Consider the following 16324-nt stretch of genomic DNA (forward strand, 5'->3'; position numbering starts at 1 on the left):
TTTATACGGTCCGTTGACTGAATATTGCTATAATCAGTCAAAATATAGCAAGATCCGATGAAAGAATATCAATATTATTATATTTGTGTTTCGATTCGAAGTTGAATCAGATGACAAATACCCAAATAGAGGAGAACCCTAAGATGGTTACGTTATTACTAATAATTATTTATCTCGCATTTATGGGTCTGGGATTGCCAGATGCTTTACTAGGCAGCGCTTGGCCCATTATGCAACACGATATTGGTGCCACAACGGAAATGGCAGGTTATATATCGTTAATAGTCTCATTCTGTACGGTAATATCGAGTTTATTTGCCAGCAGATTGTTGCACAGATACGGTACGGGTAAGGTAACCTTGGTCAGTATACTCTCTACGGCAATCGCTTTGCTTGGATTCTCTATTTCATCAGATTTCATATTTCTATTTCTACTTGCTATTCCTTTGGGCTTAGGAGCAGGTTCCGTGGACGCTGCATTGAGCAACTATGTAGCAGTGCATTTCAAAGCCAAGCATATGAACTGGTTGCATTGTTTTTGGGGAATTGGAGCATTTACGGGTCCAATTATAATGTCGTTTTGGCTGAACCGTGATAACAACTGGCGTGCAGGATACGTTACAGTAGGCTTACTTCTGCTTACTATAGCGATGATATTACTGGCGTCTTTGTCTTTATGGAAGATTTTTGAGAAGGAGAGTATAGAAGAAGGAAGCGACGAAGAGAAACTGATCAGCAACAGAGAGGCTTTACGAATCCCAGGGGTGAAAATATCCATGGTTACCATGCTCTGTTACAATGGATCGGAAGCTGCTGCAGGTCTATGGATGGCATCTTTTTTTATAGGGAATAAAGGGGTTTCTCCTGGCACAGCAGCAGCTTTATCTTCCTTATTCTATATTGGAATCATCATTGGACGAATCATATCAGGATTTCTGTCTACTAACGTATCCAGTAAAAACCTGATTAGATATGGTGGAATCATTGGCTGCTTTGGACTTTTGATTCTTGTTATGCCAGTCCATTATTGGATTTCTGCAGGTGCTCTATTTATTGTGGGGTTGGGCGGAGCACCAATCTATCCAAGCATTGTTCATTCAACACCGGAACGTTTTGGCAAAATAGCTTCCCCAAGTGTCATTGGACTTGCAATGGCTAGTGCTTATACGGGTTCAACACTAATACCATCATTGATGGGGATATTTGCAAGTCAATTGGGAATGTTTATGGTTCCTGTAATACTGCTCATTCTTTTTAGCATCATGCTGGTATCTTCTGAAATGGTTAACATAGCTTACAAACGTAAGGTTCGATAGGACAAGAGCATTTTGGAACTGCAGGAGCGATCCTTTTATGAAGATCAATAGAAAGTCGCCTAGATGGCGGCTTTTTTTGTTTTGTGAACTTGATTGGGAGAATGTTTACTATTATTCATTCGTTTTAGGGAATGTGGTTTGGCACATAGAAGAGCATTATGCTATAGGGATTTTCCCGCACATATCTCCAATAGTCACCTAAAGGTAACTCTATTATAAAAAGGTGCCTACTTCCGGTAAGTAACTATATAACTTATGATTATTTTAGCGCTAGAAAATGCAATCAGTAAAGGCGGGGTTCAGCTTGGGCAGCAGCTTATGGGAGCAGATTACGAATTATTTCACAACCGACATAGGTGCTTACTTGTTCTCCGTAAAAGAGCACATCGCCATCAGCGTCTTGGCTTTAGGGGGCTCAGCTTTGTTTGGAATCATCCTGGGATATTTGTGTGCGGAACGCAAGAAATACGAAAAATGGATCGTCACCATCTTTCAGGTTTTACGGATCATCCCAAGCCTGGCGATCCTCTTTCTGTTGATCCCGCTGATGGGGACAGGGTTCCAGCCGGCTATGACAGCACTGATATTACTAGCCATTCCGCCGATTCTGATGAACACTGTTGCCGGACTTGAAGAAGTGCCTGCGTTTATGCTGGAAACGGCTTACGCGATGGGAATGTCGGACTGGCAGGTGCTATGGAAGGTGAAGCTTCCGTTAGCCGCGCCGCTCATTCTAACCGGAATCAAGACGGCTGCCATTGAGATCGTGGCAAGCGCGACATTAGCCGCAAAGATCGGCGCCGGAGGTCTCGGGAGCATTATTTTCACAGGCCTTGGTCTAAACCGGATCGACTTGCTCCTGATTGGAGGTATATCGGTTGCGGTGCTGTCCATCGCCTCCACGCTCATCCTTGATGGGGCAGAAAGATATTTGTTTAAATATAAATTCACCGGAAAGTAGGGATTGGATATGAAGAATACAACAAAGTCATTCACAGCAGTTGCAATTGTACTGCTATTGATGTTTACACTGGCCGCTTGCGGCAGCAAGAACGAGGAAGGAAGCGGCCAACCGACCGTACGTGTCGGGAGCAAAGATTTTACTGAAAATTTGCTCGTAGGTGAATTGTATGCTCTGGCGCTGGAGGATGCAGGATACAAGGTCGAGAGAGTCTTCAACATTGCAGGGTCCGTCATTCATACCTCGCTTATTAATGATGAGATTGATCTATATCCGGAATACACAGGGACAGGCTTGTTAACCATCCTCAAGAAGCCGCTGATGACCGACCCTGAGGAAGTTTACAATATGGTGAAAAATGAATATGAACAACAGTTCCAAGTCACTTGGCTGGATTACTCCAAAGCCAATGATGGAGCAGGGCTGGTTGTCCGCACAGCTGTATCTAAGGAGCTGGGGATTACAACGATTTCCGATCTGCAGAAACATGCAAGTAGGCTGCGGTTTGCATCGCAAGGTGAAGTGGATCAGCGTGAAGACGGCATCCCGGCGCTTGAGAAGGTCTATGGTCCGCTGAAATGGAAGTCGTCAAAGGTCTATGATAACAGTTTGAAGTATGAGGTTCTCTCTAATGACGAAGCGGATGTCGCACCGGGCTATACAACGGAAGGCATGCTGGTAAATACGGATGAATTCACACTGCTAGAAGACGACAAACAGGTATGGCCGCCTTATAATTTGGCTCCTGTTGTCCGTAACGAGGTATTGAATGCCAACCCGGACATTTCAGAGATGATTAATAAGGTAAGCGCTGCGCTGGACACCGCAACCATTACAGCCTTGAACGCAAAAGTGGATGTAGACAAAGAAGAATATGAAGACGTGGCCAAGGAGTTTTATGACTCCATTAAATAAACGGGATTTCTGGAGGAGAATATGGCACAGACTGCGATCGAACTCAGCAATGTGAGCAAGAAATATAATCAGGCCGGCTATTTCGCGGTGGATCATGTAAGTCTGTCCATTGAAGAAGGGGAGTTCATTACCATTCTGGGCTCCTCGGGTTCCGGCAAAACTACATTGATGAAAATGATTAACCGTCTGTACGAGCCGGACGAAGGGAGCATTACGCTCTTTGGAGAAGATATCAGAGCCCTGGATCCGGTTACAGTAAGAAGACGCATCGGTTATGTCATTCAACAGGTAGGTTTATTCCCGCATATGACTATCAGACAAAATGTCGCCGCCGTACCTAAGCTCTTAAAGTGGAGCAAAGCAAAGATTGAAGCTAGAGTAGATGAATTATTAACACTCGTTGGTTTAGAGCCGGGTGAGTTTAAGAACCGCTATCCTTCCCAGCTGTCAGGCGGCCAACAACAACGGATCGGATTGGCAAGAGCGCTGGCGTCAGACCCCAAGATCATGCTGCTTGACGAACCTTTTGGTGCACTAGATGCCATCACCCGGATGAATTTGCAGGATGAACTACTGCGCATTCACGGAGGACTTAAGAAAACCTTTCTGTTCGTGACCCATGATATCAATGAAGCATTTAAATTGGGGCACCGGGTTATTGTTATGGACAAAGGACGGGTCTGTCAATTCGATACGCCAAAGAATATTGCGTCCTTCCCTGCAGATGGCTTCGTATCCTCCTTAATCGCTTCATCCCGCGGGCAGGAGAAGTTCTGGGAGGGGTTAACTTGATCGAATATATCATGAACCACCCCGATAAATGGGCAAAGGCGCTGGTGGAACATTTGGAGATTGTGGGCATGACACTACTGGCATCGCTTTTACTCGCCTCGATTCTGACCCTAATCTCCATGACATCTAAAATGCTGTCCAGGTTCTTGGTTCATTTGTTCTCAATCATCTATTCGATACCCAGTGTGGCTCTGTTCGCGATGATGATTCCTGTAACGGGACTGGGCAAGACCACGGCTATTACAGTGCTTGTAGTGTACAATCAATATCTGCTCCTGCGCAATTTCATTGCCGGTCTGAACGGGGGTGATCCCGCCATCATCGAAGCGGCTACAGGCATTGGCATGAGTAACCTGCAGGTGCTGTACAAGATCAGACTGCCGTTATCCATAAGAGCCTTTTTTACCGGAATACGGCTTGCGGTAGTATCTACGATAGGCATGGCTACGATCGCTGCGTTCATCAACGCAGGAGGATTGGGTGATATCTTGTTTGACGGACTTCGGACAATGAACGTATATAAAATCTTCTGGGGCAGTGTACTATCCGCCGGAATGGCGGTTGGTGTCAATGCGCTGCTCGTTAGGATAGAAAAAAGCATATAAAGGAGAGCTGCAAAATGAAAGCAGTAGTATTGGAGCATCCGTGTGAGCCGCAGGAGCTGCAGGTGAGGGAGGTACCATTACCTGAAGTGAAGCCAGGCTGGGTCCTGGTTAAAATTCAGGCTTTTGGCATTAATCGTTCGGAGATTTACACCAGACAGGGGCATTCGCCTTCCGTTCAACTTCCGCGTATTATCGGGATTGAATGTGTGGGTAAAGTTGAAGATCCGTCGGATAGCGGTCTAGTCAAAGGACAACGGATTGTGTCGTTAATGGGCGGGCTTGGACGCGATTTTGACGGCAGCTATGCGGAGTATACACTAATTCCGTCAGACCAGGTGTACCCTATTGAAATTCAGCTGGACTGGGCTGAGCTGGCTGCGATTCCGGAAATGTACTACACGGCTTATGCTTCGTTATTTGACACCCTGAAGCTGACTGGGGGAGAGGCACTACTGATTCGCGGAGGCACCAGTTCCGTAGGACTCGCAGCTTTACAGCTTGCCAAAAGTATTGGAGCAACGGTGATCTCAACAACAAGAAATCCGGACAAGATGGAGCTTCTTAAGCAGTTTGGCGCAGATCATATCTTGCTTGATGACAACAGCTTGTCCGAGAAGCTTTTTGCTATTGCCCCAGGCGGCGTAAATAAAGTATTGGAGCTTGTAGGAACCGTTACGCTTAAGCATTCACTTGGACTTGCCGCCGAATATGGCATCGTGTGTGTCACGGGGATTTTGGCCGGCGAGTGGGTATTGGACGGGTTCGAACCGATGGTTGACGTTCCGACTAACGTGTATCTGACATCGTTCACAAGCACGCATGTCAAGAGACACTTGCTCGTAGAGCTGTTCCAGCATATCGAACGGCATGAGATCAAAGTACCTATCGCCAAAGTGCTGCCGCTTGAACACATCCATGAGGCACATCTCTTAATGGAGAGCAACTCAGCTAACGGTAAAATTGTAATCGTAAATAAATAGTTACAAGAAACGTTTGGTACAGACAAAAAAAGCGCTTGAAAGAGCCGGACACATTTATTGAGGATTCAATAATGTTCGACTCTTAGAAGCGCTTGATTGCGATAGATGAGTAGACTGGATTAATCGGCCGACACTCTACTTTCAACTGCTGTCTGATTGTCCTTGTATGTCTCTTGATAACCATTACCCCATTGCTCCATAGCGGAGATGATCGGACGCATCGTGTGCCCTATATCGCTTAAGGAATATTCCACCCGTGGCGGAACTTCGGCGAATACCTTTCTCACGATAATCCCGTCTTGTTCCATAGAACGAAGATTGTCCGTCAGCACTTTCTGGCTGATTCCGGGGATTGTATTTCGCAGTTCAGTAAAACGATTCGGTCTAGCCAAAAGGTTTCTCATAATGAGCAGCTTCCACTTATTACCTATCAATCCCACAGTAACGGCAACCGGGCAAAAGGGAAGTTCATCTTTAGTCAGCATGTTCTGATCCTCCAATAGTTCCAAAAAGAATGTTATAGCATCAAAGGAATGCTAGTTCAAAAAGTGATATTGCATCATTATCATAGTGTTGGAAGCTAAATAAAGCAAGCTGCAGCCTCACAGCCCCCTCAGTTTATATATTTCAGTCTCCCTTAGTAATCTCAATGAACTTGCTGGCCGCTGTCGTCAGCGGCATGTTGCGCATAGTCATCATGCCCACCCGGGCAGGGGGAAGCTGAACATCCAGTTGAATCTCGAAGAGAGAACCTTCCTCCAGCTCCTTGGACACGAATTCCCTGGTCACGAACGAGATGCCGAGTCCTTTGCGGGCAAACTCGATCAGCAGGCCAACGCTGCCAACCTCGAATTCAGGCTTCAGCTCATATCCGTAGCCTTGGAACAAGTCCGTAATCGCCATACGTGCGCGGCTGCTGCGGGAGAAGAGGATAATGGGGTACTGTAGCAGCTCCTCAATAGAGAGCACCTTCTGGTTCAGCTCAGCATAGTGGCTGCCCGCGATGAAGCAGTCCTGCAGTTGAAGTCCCTGCCGCACCTCAAGCTGGGGATCGGTGATCGGCATGCGCACTACGCCCAGATCGACGAGGCCTTCTTTTAAATATGAAATGACCTCCGGCGTCGTTCCGTGGATCAGATGAAGCCGGATGCCAGGGTAGCGCTGGTGAAAGATTTCGATAAAAGGCAGCAGATAATGCTTGAACAGTGAATCACTGCCGCCAATCCGCAGTTCGCCGTTGTCAAGGTTTTTGAGCTCGGCCATTTTCTTCTCGGCTTGGGTGATAAGGATATGGGATTGTTCAATATAGGAGTACAAAGTGGCTCCCTCAGGTGTCAGCATGACGCCCTTGGAATTCCGGGTAAAGAGGGTAAGGCCGAAGCTGTCTTCCAGTTGCTTAATCGCATGACTGACGCTTGGCTGGGTAATGTACAGGGATTTGGCGGCTTGGGTCAGGCTTCCTGTCTTGGCTGCCCAGTAAAAAACCTTGTATAGCTCGAAATTGTTCATAGACATGGTCTATAGCTCCTGTGAATTATATTAATTACTTGTATGGTTCGTATTTGTATTATAGTGTAACCAGGAAAGATAAACCAGAGCAGAAGGAGAATGGAGATGGAGGCAACCACATTTGTTTTATTTGGAGCGACAGGGGATTTGGCCCGAAGAAAAATCTACCCCGCGCTGTATAATCTGTTTCTCGACCACAAGCTGCACCATTCATTCTCTGTGATTGGTCTTGGCAGAAGAGAACTTGCTGATGAAGCCTTTCAGGCTATGGTGGAGCGGTCCATCCGGGATTTCTCCCGGCGGGAAGTGAACGATTCTGCGTCCGTGCGCCGCTTCCTGAAGTCCTTCCGATATAATGTGCTGGATGTAGGGCATACAGAGGATTACCTAAAACTGCTGCAGCGGGTTGAGCAGCAGGAAGAGAGCATGGGCAGTTCCCCGAACCGGATGTTCTATTTATCTGTCGGTCCTGAGTTTTTTGAGCCGATTGCCTTGAACATTAAGGAAAGTGGTCTGGGTGCCGCCAAAGGCTGGAAACGTCTGGTGATTGAGAAGCCCTTCGGACATGATCTGCAGTCTGCGCAGGCGCTGAATCTGAAGCTGAGCGAAGCGTTTAGTGAGGATGAAATTTTCCGGATCGACCATTATCTGGGCAAGCCAATGGTGCAGGAGCTGGATGTATTTCAGCAGACGAATCCGGTGCTTCACGCGCTCTGGAACAACCGCTACATTGCCAACGTGCAGATTACTGCGGGGGAAACGGTGGGTGTGGAAGAAAGAGCGGGTTATTATGATCATGTGGGTGCACTGAGAGACATGTTCCAGAATCATATGCTGCAGCTGCTGATGATGCTTGCGATCCGCTTGCCGAAAGACAGCTCTGCAGACGAGGTGCGCTACAAGAAAAAAGAAGTTATGGAGGCCCTGGAACCGTTGGAAGAAGCGGATATCCAGTTTAAAGTAATCCGTGGGCAGTACACTGCAGGCACCATCAAGGGCAAGCCGGTTCCAGGCTATCTCTCCGAACCGGGAATTCCGGCAGGTTCGATGAACGATACATTTATTGCGGCCAGACTTACGATCGATGATCCATTCTGGAAAGGTGTGCCGTTCTATATCCGAACCGGGAAGAGAATGAAAGAGAAATCGACACGGATTGTGATTGAATTCAAAGAGCCGCTCAAACAGAATTCGTCAGCCGCCGAGGATGATATCCCCAATCTTCTGGTGTTCGAGATCAGCCCGAACGAGGGGATTACGCTACAGCTCAAGGCAAGAGATCCCCAGCACAAGGGGAAGTTCAAGGCTATGCATATTGACTTCCATACCAGATCTATTGAGGTCCCGGAGGCTTATGAGAACCTGATCTATGATGCTTTGCACGGAGATCCGTCATTCTTTGCGCATTGGAATGAGGTGGAGCTGTCCTGGAAATGGGTGCAGCCAATCCTGAATGCTTTTGACAAGAATACGGTTCCCCTTCATCCCTACGCTGCGGGTACATTCGGACCTGCAGAATCGAATCAGCTGCTGGCGAAGGATGGAAATCACTGGTGGCTCGACTCTGCCATTGAAGAAGTAAGCGAGCTTTCTTTACGTGATGCTTCAAATTTTTAATTCTAATATTAGTTCAACTAAAAATGGAGGTTTACGAATATGAAATTTTTTATCGATACTGCAAATGTGGAAGATATCAAAAAAGCATACCAAATCGGTGTACTGTCCGGAGTCACAACAAATCCATCTCTGGTAGCCAAAGAAGGCGTGAAATTTGAAGACCGCATTGCAGAAATTCTGCGCACTGTGCCTGAGGTAGAGTCCGTATCCGCTGAAGTAACACCGGATGCCGTTACTGCGGAAGAAATGATCGCACAGGCGAACGAGCTGATTAAGATCAATAACTATGACAAAAACATTACGATCAAGCTCCCGATGACACTCGCAGGTCTGGAAGCCTGCCGGTATCTGACTCAAAAAGGCGTGAAAACAAATGTGACGCTGATCTTCACCGTGAACCAAGCGCTGCTCGCTGCCCGTGCAGGAGCTACTTATGTATCGCCATTCCTGGGCCGTCTGGATGATATTTCGGAGGATGGAGTGCAATTGATCGTAAAAGTCGCCGAGCTATTCCGCATTCATAACCTGGATGCGCAGATAATCGCCGCTTCGGTCCGTCATCCGGACCATGTGACCCGCGTTGCCATGGCCGGTGCGCATATTGCCACCATTCCGTTCAGCGTGATTGAGCAGATCTCCAAACATCCGCTCACCGATCAGGGGCTGGAGAAGTTCGCTGCCGACTGGAAGAAAGCGCCACAGGTCTAATTGTCCAGCACATATCATAGGGAGGTTTATTGACGATGGGTAAACAGCAAATTGGTGCGGTCGGCTTAGCCGTCATGGGTAAGAATCTGGCCTTGAATATGGAGAGCAAAGGGTTCTCGGTGGCCTTGTACAACCGTTCCCGGGAGAAAACCGATGAGCTGCTTGCAGAAGCAGCGGGCAAAAATTTCGCAGGTGCCTACAGCATTGAAGAGTTCGTTCAGTCTCTGGAGCTGCCGCGTAAAATCATGATTATGGTCAAGGCCGGCAAGCCGACCGATGATACGATTCAGCAGCTGGTACCGCATTTGTCACCAGGGGATATCCTGATTGACGGCGGGAACGCCTTTTTCCCGGATACGCAAAGACGGAACAAAGAGCTTCAGGCTCAAGGCTTCCGCTTCATCGGTGCAGGGGTATCGGGCGGTGAAGAAGGGGCGCTGAAGGGACCCGCCATTATGCCGGGCGGACAAAAGGATGCTTACGAGCTGGTGGAGCCAATCCTGACCGCCATTTCAGCCAAAGTAGACGGCGATCCGTGCTCCACTTACATCGGAGAAGATGGTGCCGGGCACTATGTCAAAATGGTCCATAACGGCATCGAATACGGCGATATGCAGCTTATTGGAGAAGCGTATCAGTTGTTGAAGGATGTTCTGGGACTGGATACTGATGAGCTGCATCAGATTTTCTCGGAATGGAACCGCGGCGAGCTAAGCAGCTATCTCATTGAGATTACAGCCGACATCTTCGCCAAAGCAGACCCGGACACAGGCAAGCCGATGGTCGATGTGATCCTGGATTCCGCCGGACAAAAAGGGACGGGCAAATGGACGAGTCAAAATGCACTCGATCTGGGCGTTCCGTTGTCCATCATTACTGAATCCGTCTTTGCACGTTTCATCTCGGCCATGAAGGAAGAGCGTGTGGCTGCAAGCAAGCGCCTGAAGGGACCTGAGGTCAAGAGCTATGACGGAGACGCCAAGGCATTCATCGAGGCGGTCCGCAAAGCGCTCTATGCCAGCAAAATCGCCTCGTACGCCCAAGGCTTTGCCCAGATGAGAGTGGCTTCGGATGAATATAACTGGAACCTGAACTACGGAAGCATTGCGATGATTTTCCGCGGAGGCTGCATTATCCGCGCAGGCTTCCTGCAAAATATCAAGGACGCCTACGACCGCGACCCTGAGCTCAAAAACCTGTTCCTGGATGGGTATTTCAGCAGTGTGGTTCATAACTACCAGGAAGCGTGGAGAGATGTAGTTGCGATTGCCGTCAAAAGAGGAATTCCGGTTCCGGCCTTCGCTTCCGGACTGGCCTACTATGACAGCTACCGTTCCGAACGTCTCCCGGCCAACCTTCTGCAGGCACAGAGAGACTACTTTGGAGCGCATACCTTTGAACGGGTGGATCAGCCGGGAAGCTTCCATTTTCAATGGATGAACAACAACGAATAATAAGCTACTATTAGATATAAATTTCTTTGCAGAAGTCCGGGTGGATAAGCCCGGGCTTTTTTAGCATCTGAGTGATTGCGGAGTTCTTCATTTAGTAGCTCGATTTCAATGATTATGATATTCTATAACCGATGTAAATATTTGGGCAATAAGAGGAGGGGCATGGTTGAAAAGATTAATAGGTGTATTATTGATTTTCAGCTTACTTACAGGGTTAAATACGGCTTCGTGGACTGCCGCATCACCAGCAGGAACAAAGCAAGTCCTCCGGATCGGTCTCGAGAGATTCCCGGCATCACTCGACCCTGCCATATCCTCAGACGTCATTACATCGACAATCGTCAATGGATTGTTCGAAGGATTGGTTCGGCTGGATAAAACAGGTCAGGCTGTACCGGGCATCGCTAAAGCATGGAAAATCTCATCTGACGGTAAAACCTATACGTTTACACTACGGTCCGACGCGAAGTGGAGCAATAAGGAGCGGATTACAGCCGCGGATTTTGAGTACGCATGGAAAAGGGCGTTAGCGCCTGAAACCGGCAGCAACTCAGCATTCAATATGTATACAATTTCCAATGCGAAGGATTACAATCAAGGCAGGCTAAAGGACTCTTCAAAAGTGGGAGTGAAAGCTCTGAACAGCAATACTCTACAGGTGACGCTGAACGAAAAAACAGCCTATTTCATTCAGTCGCTGGCAGAGAATGTTTATATGCCGGTAAATGCGGGGAATGTGAAGGCGAACAAAAAATGGGCTTACTCTGCAAATACTATAATCACGAACGGTCCCTTCACACTACAGTCCTGGGAAAAAAATAAAATGACACTCGTTAGCAACCCGAAATATCATGCAGCTGCTGATATTCATTTCTCAGAGGTCCAATTTCTTCTGCCAAAGCCGGGAACAGCTAACACTACTGCTGCTTACATAAATAATGAAGTAGACTGGGCTGTTGCGGAATTCGATATGCTGGATAATTCTACTCGTGCTAAGGCATCTTCTATCCGTACCGTAGAGATGCCTCTTGGCTCAACTTATTATTATCAGTTCAATCTGCAGCAAGCTCCCTTTAATAACGTGAATATACGAAAAGCCTTAGCTATGGCAATCGACCGGGAAGCTCTCCGGTATGGATCACCTGCATTCGGATTTATACCTCCGGCTATCCGTAGCACTGATCTCAATTTTCGTACCGCAGTTGCAGATACGTCTTATTTTAAAGAAAATGTGAAGCTGGCCAGGGAATTGCTGCAGAAAGGCTTAAACGAAGAAGGGCTTAACGAGTTTCCAAGCTTTTCGGTCATCGTTAACGAAGGACCTGGACATTATACTATCGCAGAATCCGTCATTAACGACTGGTACAACAATCTGGGTATCAAAGCAAGTCTCGAGGTCCAGTCCTGGGAAGAGCTGATCAGCAACAAGGTCAGCCGGAATTTTGCCGTGGTAAGAGCTGGCTGGGGAGCAGACTATAATGATCCTGCGGCTATGATGGAGACACTGTCTTCCACGAATGAGAACAACGATTCAGGCTGGAGTGATCCGTTGTATGACAGCTATGTAACTCAAGCAAAACATACTTTTGATCCGAAAGAACGCATCAAGCTTTATGCCAAAGCCGAAAAGCTGCTTATCGACCAGATGGCTATCATTCCGCTGTATTATTATGTTGCAGATGTTCTGCAAAAACCCAATATTCATAATGTATACCTAGACTATGATGGAAACATTGCCTTCACGAGGGGATATATAAAATAAAGCAAACAGCCAGCAAATCCACCACTTTTAATGAGTTGGTGATTGCTGGCTGTATTTATGAAGAACTACACTCTCATTTAGCAACATGTTGCAAATGCAACAATATTATTATAAACTATTAAACGTATCGGCAAGTAAAAAAATTTATGGAGTTGTTTTGATGAAAGAAATCCTACGTGAAATTGGAATGATTGCAAGAGCATTAGATTCTATAAGCAATATTGAATTTAAAGAATATGAACTTACCAAAGGGCAGTATTTATACCTTGTCCGAATCTGTGAAAACCCAGGAATAATTCAAGAAAAATTAGCCGAAATGATTAAAGTAGACAGAACAACCGCAGCTCGGGCAATAAAAAAACTTGAAATCCATGGTTTTGTTGAAAAGAGAGACGATCAAATTAACAAAAAGATAAATAGACTCTTTCCAACCGAAAAAGGGGAAAATGTTCTGCCTTTTATAAAAAGAGAAAATGACCATTCAAATAGTGTAGCGTTAGCGGGATTTTCCGAAAGAGAAGCAGAAACCATTTTTGAACTTCTTCAAAGAGTTAGAAAAAATATTGAAGTAGACTGGGAATTTGTAAAAAAGGGCAACAAAAGAATATATTAAACTTAAATTAAGGAGCTCCTAGAATGTCAGTAATAATAAAGAAGTGCAGCCGTGAAGATTTACAAATACTACAGCAAATTAGCGTTGAAACATTCAATGATACTTTTAAATATCAGAATTCACCTGAAAATATGAAAACCTATTTAGAAAAAGCATTTAACTATAAACAGTTGGAAAAGGAATTGAGCAATATTTATTCAGAATTCTTTTTCATCTCTTTTAATGAAGAACTTGCCGGATATTTAAAGGTAAACATCAATGATTCCCAATCCGAAAAAACAGGTGATGATTCACTCGAAATTGAGAGGATCTATATAAGAATCAAATTTCAAAGAAAAGGGCTTGGAAAGTATCTAATAGACAAAGCAACGGACGTAGCCATGATACAAAACAAAAAGATGATCTGGTTAGGAGTTTGGGAAAAGAATGAGAAGGCCATTGATTTTTATAAGAAAATCGGTTTTGTTCAAACGGGAGCTCACTCTTTTTTCATGGGTGATGAAGAACAAATTGATTTTATAATGACCAAAACACTCGCCTGAAAGTTATTCCTAACTGTGCGATTCCCTTCATTTTGCCCCTTACAAGGTGCTGAACACGATATTACGCAGCTTGCGCGTAATTGTCATCGTGCCGGCATCTTTTTTTTGGATCATAAATAGTATAGTCAGACCTTCTTGAGGACTGTTGCTGAAGTACGCCCCCAGCCAGCCGTCCCAGCCGTATTCACCTTGGCTGCCGATGAATCCGGCTTTTCCGCTGTCGGTCATGATGCGCATCTGATTGCCGTAGCTATGTCCACGCAATGTATGCCACGTATCGAAGCCTTTTTGCTGCCAATCGGTTAAAGCTGCAGAGGTTAAATATTTAACTGTTCTAGGCTTCAATAGTTGAACACCTTTTAAGCTGCCTTGATTCATTAGCATTGTTGTGAATTTGGCGGAATCGTCAATCGTAGACACAAGTCCCGCTCCGCCCGACTCAAATGCCGGATCAAGGTCCATCTGATGGCCAATGCCCAGGTGGCTTTCCGCATACAGCTTCAAACCGCCTTCACCATCATCCTGATAGGTTTTCACAAGGCGTTCTCTTTTTCCTTCAGGCAGCCAGAAACCGGTATCTTTCATTTCCAGCGGCTCAAAGATTTCCTTTTTCAAAAATTGCCCATACCGCATGCCGCTAACCGCTTCCACAATCGCGCCAAGGACGTCTGCCGATGTTCCGTATTGCCAGTACGTTCCCGGCTCGAACGAAAGGGGGCCTTTACCTAGGCAATTTGCAAATTCCATTGTGCTCATCGCGTTTTCACTGTACAAACGGCTGCCCAGTTCTTGGAACAAAGCATCTGTTTGCTGTCCGGCTTTGTCCGTTCCGCCGTATACCAATCCCGATGTCATGTTCAGCAAATCGTGAATGTTGACTTCCCGGCTGACAGGCACCAGTTCGCCGTTTATCTCGACCTGTTGGTTTTGGAAGCCCGGAATATAGCGGCTGACAGGATCGAATAAATCGATATCCCCACGCTCGAGCAGCATCATGACGGAAGTGGCGGTAATCGGCTTCGTCATCGAATATAAACGAAAAATCGAATCCCTTGTAATAGGACGTCCCGACTCAAGGTCAGCCAAGCCGTCTTCATGGTAAAAAACTTCGTTGCCGTTATTGATCAGCATAAAGTTCGCTCCTGCGATTTCCTTGTTGTCGATACTTGCTTTCAGCGTTTTTTTCAATTGGTTGGTTATGTTTGACTCCAGCATGTCACTTATGTCTCCTTCTCGAATAACTTCACTTTATCTAAAGCAGATGTTAACCATTCGTCATAGAAAATATTAAGCGCTTTCGGACAGATTGTATAGTACCACGGCGGAACGCAATCCGGTTAACCTGCAAAACAAATACAATATAACTCTTATGCCACCGAATAGTTTGTATAAGATATGGTGTCTCCACGGCATTATTTGGGGTATATTGGAAGGAGTAAATTATGGAGGAGAAAAACAAATGTCAGATGTAGTGGTCCGCATACTCGTTGAATCGTGCTCAATAACGGAATTGACGAAGGAGACATATTGCTGCTGTTTCCAGCCTGTACAGATTTGGGGAGACGATGTTGAGGTTGAAATATTCCTGCCCACGGCAATCGGAACGAAGGAAATGGCAAAAGATGCAGCTATAAGTGCCGTTCCTTTGCTGGAGGAGGAGCTTGCCTGGCTTCAGATGAACAAGGGAGAACTCGGTAAGGCGATGGAGTGGGCTAAAGAGCGGGCCGAGGAATGGATTTGGGATGACCCGGATTTTGTTGAGCTATCGGACAATGAAGGCTATGTTGAGCTGGACGGGGAAACTGTGTGCGTCCCTATTTCGGATGAAGCTTTTTTAAACAGCTTGTTTCTATGGAGTGTTGTTTTTGAGCAGGTAGATGGTGCCGGTTCGTTTAAGATGTCAATTGAGCTTGGGAACAAACCGGATTATTTTGCCGGACATCGGATACATATGGACATAGATGAACATAAAAATTTTGTAAGCCAAGGTTTATAAGGAGGATGAGGGCATATGACAGAGAAGGCAGAGACACTGTGGCAGCGCATTATTGCAAAAGGCAGCCGGAATACTCCGGGGTACGAAGCAAGTTTGAATTTACAGCCTGGCGCTAGCGGGGAAGAACTTGATGGGCTTGCCAGTACGCTGGGGGTTATACTTCCCCAAGAGATGAGGGACTTCTACAGCATATATAATGGTCAGGATTGGGAAGCAGGCTCGGAGTGTTTTGTCCGAAATCTAACGCTGTCGCCGCTTGAACAGATTATCGAGGATTGGGAATTTCTAAATGAAGAGTTTGAGCCGGATGACATGGAACCGGAGATTGCCTCGCAGATCAAGCCGTTCCTGTGGAATCCACGGTGGATCCCTATTGCCAGCAACGGGGGTGGCGATCATCTCTGTGTAGACACAGACCCTTCAGAAGAAGGGACCTTTGGGCAATTGCTCTATTTTTATCATGACTGGGGAAACCGGTCTGTTGAGGCGGCAGGCTTGTTTGACTTTATTGAACAATGCTTGAATGAAGAGGCTTGAAAAGATAGAGGTATATT

Annotated in this window: 17 protein-coding genes; 14 read left to right on the forward strand and 3 right to left on the reverse strand. The window is 46.3% G+C overall.

Features of this window, described 5'->3' with window-relative positions; genetic code table 11:
- Nucleotides 1–143 precede the first annotated feature (143 nt).
- The 6 genes from MHI45_RS01210 to MHI45_RS01235 all read left to right on the forward strand — a co-directional run bounded on the left by MHI45_RS01210 (nucleotide 144) and on the right by MHI45_RS01235 (nucleotide 5569).
- Nucleotides 144–1316: an MFS transporter gene (locus MHI45_RS01210; RefSeq protein WP_076113932.1), complete on the forward strand. Its 1173-nt coding sequence runs from the start codon at nucleotides 144–146 to the stop codon at nucleotides 1314–1316.
- Nucleotides 1317–1620: 304 nt separating this feature from the next.
- Nucleotides 1621–2277 (forward strand): ABC transporter permease, encoded by a 657-nt coding sequence (locus tag MHI45_RS01215; RefSeq protein ID WP_076113931.1) that lies wholly within the window; start codon nucleotides 1621–1623, stop codon nucleotides 2275–2277.
- Nucleotides 2278–2286: 9 nt separating this feature from the next.
- Complete coding sequence (locus tag MHI45_RS01220) at nucleotides 2287–3192, forward strand: glycine betaine ABC transporter substrate-binding protein (protein WP_076113930.1); 906 nt, start codon at nucleotides 2287–2289, stop codon at nucleotides 3190–3192.
- Nucleotides 3193–3213: 21 nt separating this feature from the next.
- The gene (locus MHI45_RS01225; protein WP_038592241.1) at nucleotides 3214–3984 is read left to right on the forward strand and encodes an ABC transporter ATP-binding protein; all 771 of its coding nucleotides are present in this window, start codon (nucleotides 3214–3216) and stop codon (nucleotides 3982–3984) included.
- Nucleotides 3981–4589 (forward strand): ABC transporter permease, encoded by a 609-nt coding sequence (locus tag MHI45_RS01230; RefSeq protein ID WP_076113929.1) that lies wholly within the window; start codon nucleotides 3981–3983, stop codon nucleotides 4587–4589. Before MHI45_RS01225 ends, MHI45_RS01230 begins: the two co-directional genes overlap by 4 nt.
- A gap of 14 nt (nucleotides 4590–4603) precedes the next feature.
- The gene (locus tag MHI45_RS01235) at nucleotides 4604–5569 is read left to right on the forward strand and encodes a zinc-binding alcohol dehydrogenase family protein (RefSeq protein ID WP_076113928.1); all 966 of its coding nucleotides are present in this window, start codon (nucleotides 4604–4606) and stop codon (nucleotides 5567–5569) included.
- Between the two features lie 119 nt (nucleotides 5570–5688).
- On the opposite strand, the gene MHI45_RS01240 is transcribed toward MHI45_RS01235, so the two are convergent.
- Complete coding sequence (locus MHI45_RS01240; protein WP_076113927.1) at nucleotides 5689–6054, reverse strand: winged helix-turn-helix transcriptional regulator; 366 nt, start codon at nucleotides 6052–6054, stop codon at nucleotides 5689–5691.
- A gap of 142 nt (nucleotides 6055–6196) precedes the next feature.
- A complete protein-coding gene (locus tag MHI45_RS01245) occupies nucleotides 6197–7084 on the reverse strand; it encodes a LysR family transcriptional regulator (protein WP_076113926.1) in 888 nt (295 codons plus the stop codon).
- 99 nt (nucleotides 7085–7183) lie between these two features.
- Here MHI45_RS01245 and zwf point away from each other — a divergent pair, with 99 nt between their 5' ends.
- From zwf to MHI45_RS01275, 6 genes are all read left to right on the forward strand, one after another.
- The gene (gene zwf, locus MHI45_RS01250; protein WP_076113925.1) at nucleotides 7184–8695 is read left to right on the forward strand and encodes a glucose-6-phosphate dehydrogenase; all 1512 of its coding nucleotides are present in this window, start codon (nucleotides 7184–7186) and stop codon (nucleotides 8693–8695) included.
- 39 nt (nucleotides 8696–8734) lie between these two features.
- Entirely contained in the window at nucleotides 8735–9403 is a 669-nt protein-coding gene (gene fsa / locus MHI45_RS01255) for a fructose-6-phosphate aldolase (protein WP_020428805.1), read from the forward strand.
- 35 nt (nucleotides 9404–9438) lie between these two features.
- Complete coding sequence (gene gndA, locus MHI45_RS01260) at nucleotides 9439–10857, forward strand: NADP-dependent phosphogluconate dehydrogenase (protein ID WP_076113924.1); 1419 nt, start codon at nucleotides 9439–9441, stop codon at nucleotides 10855–10857.
- A gap of 166 nt (nucleotides 10858–11023) precedes the next feature.
- Nucleotides 11024–12619, forward strand: a complete 1596-nt coding sequence (locus MHI45_RS01265) for a peptide ABC transporter substrate-binding protein (protein WP_179091861.1) — start codon at nucleotides 11024–11026, stop codon at nucleotides 12617–12619.
- A gap of 160 nt (nucleotides 12620–12779) precedes the next feature.
- Complete coding sequence (locus MHI45_RS01270) at nucleotides 12780–13232, forward strand: MarR family winged helix-turn-helix transcriptional regulator (protein ID WP_076113922.1); 453 nt, start codon at nucleotides 12780–12782, stop codon at nucleotides 13230–13232.
- Nucleotides 13233–13255: 23 nt separating this feature from the next.
- Entirely contained in the window at nucleotides 13256–13774 is a 519-nt protein-coding gene (locus MHI45_RS01275) for a GNAT family N-acetyltransferase (protein ID WP_076113921.1), read from the forward strand.
- Nucleotides 13775–13813: 39 nt separating this feature from the next.
- Here MHI45_RS01275 and MHI45_RS01280 read toward each other — a convergent pair whose 3' ends face one another.
- Nucleotides 13814–14989 (reverse strand): serine hydrolase domain-containing protein, encoded by a 1176-nt coding sequence (locus MHI45_RS01280; protein WP_076113920.1) that lies wholly within the window; start codon nucleotides 14987–14989, stop codon nucleotides 13814–13816.
- A gap of 244 nt (nucleotides 14990–15233) precedes the next feature.
- On the opposite strand from MHI45_RS01280, the gene MHI45_RS01285 reads away from it, so the two are divergent.
- Both MHI45_RS01285 and MHI45_RS01290 read left to right on the forward strand, forming a co-directional pair.
- The gene (locus MHI45_RS01285) at nucleotides 15234–15770 is read left to right on the forward strand and encodes a DUF2262 domain-containing protein (protein ID WP_076113919.1); all 537 of its coding nucleotides are present in this window, start codon (nucleotides 15234–15236) and stop codon (nucleotides 15768–15770) included.
- A 15-nt stretch (nucleotides 15771–15785) separates the two neighbouring features.
- A complete protein-coding gene (locus MHI45_RS01290) occupies nucleotides 15786–16307 on the forward strand; it encodes an SMI1/KNR4 family protein (protein ID WP_076113918.1) in 522 nt (173 codons plus the stop codon).
- Nucleotides 16308–16324 lie beyond the last annotated feature (17 nt).

Source organism: Paenibacillus sp. FSL H3-0321 (assembly GCF_038002865.1).
GTDB lineage: Bacteria > Bacillota > Bacilli > Paenibacillales > Paenibacillaceae > Paenibacillus_AQ.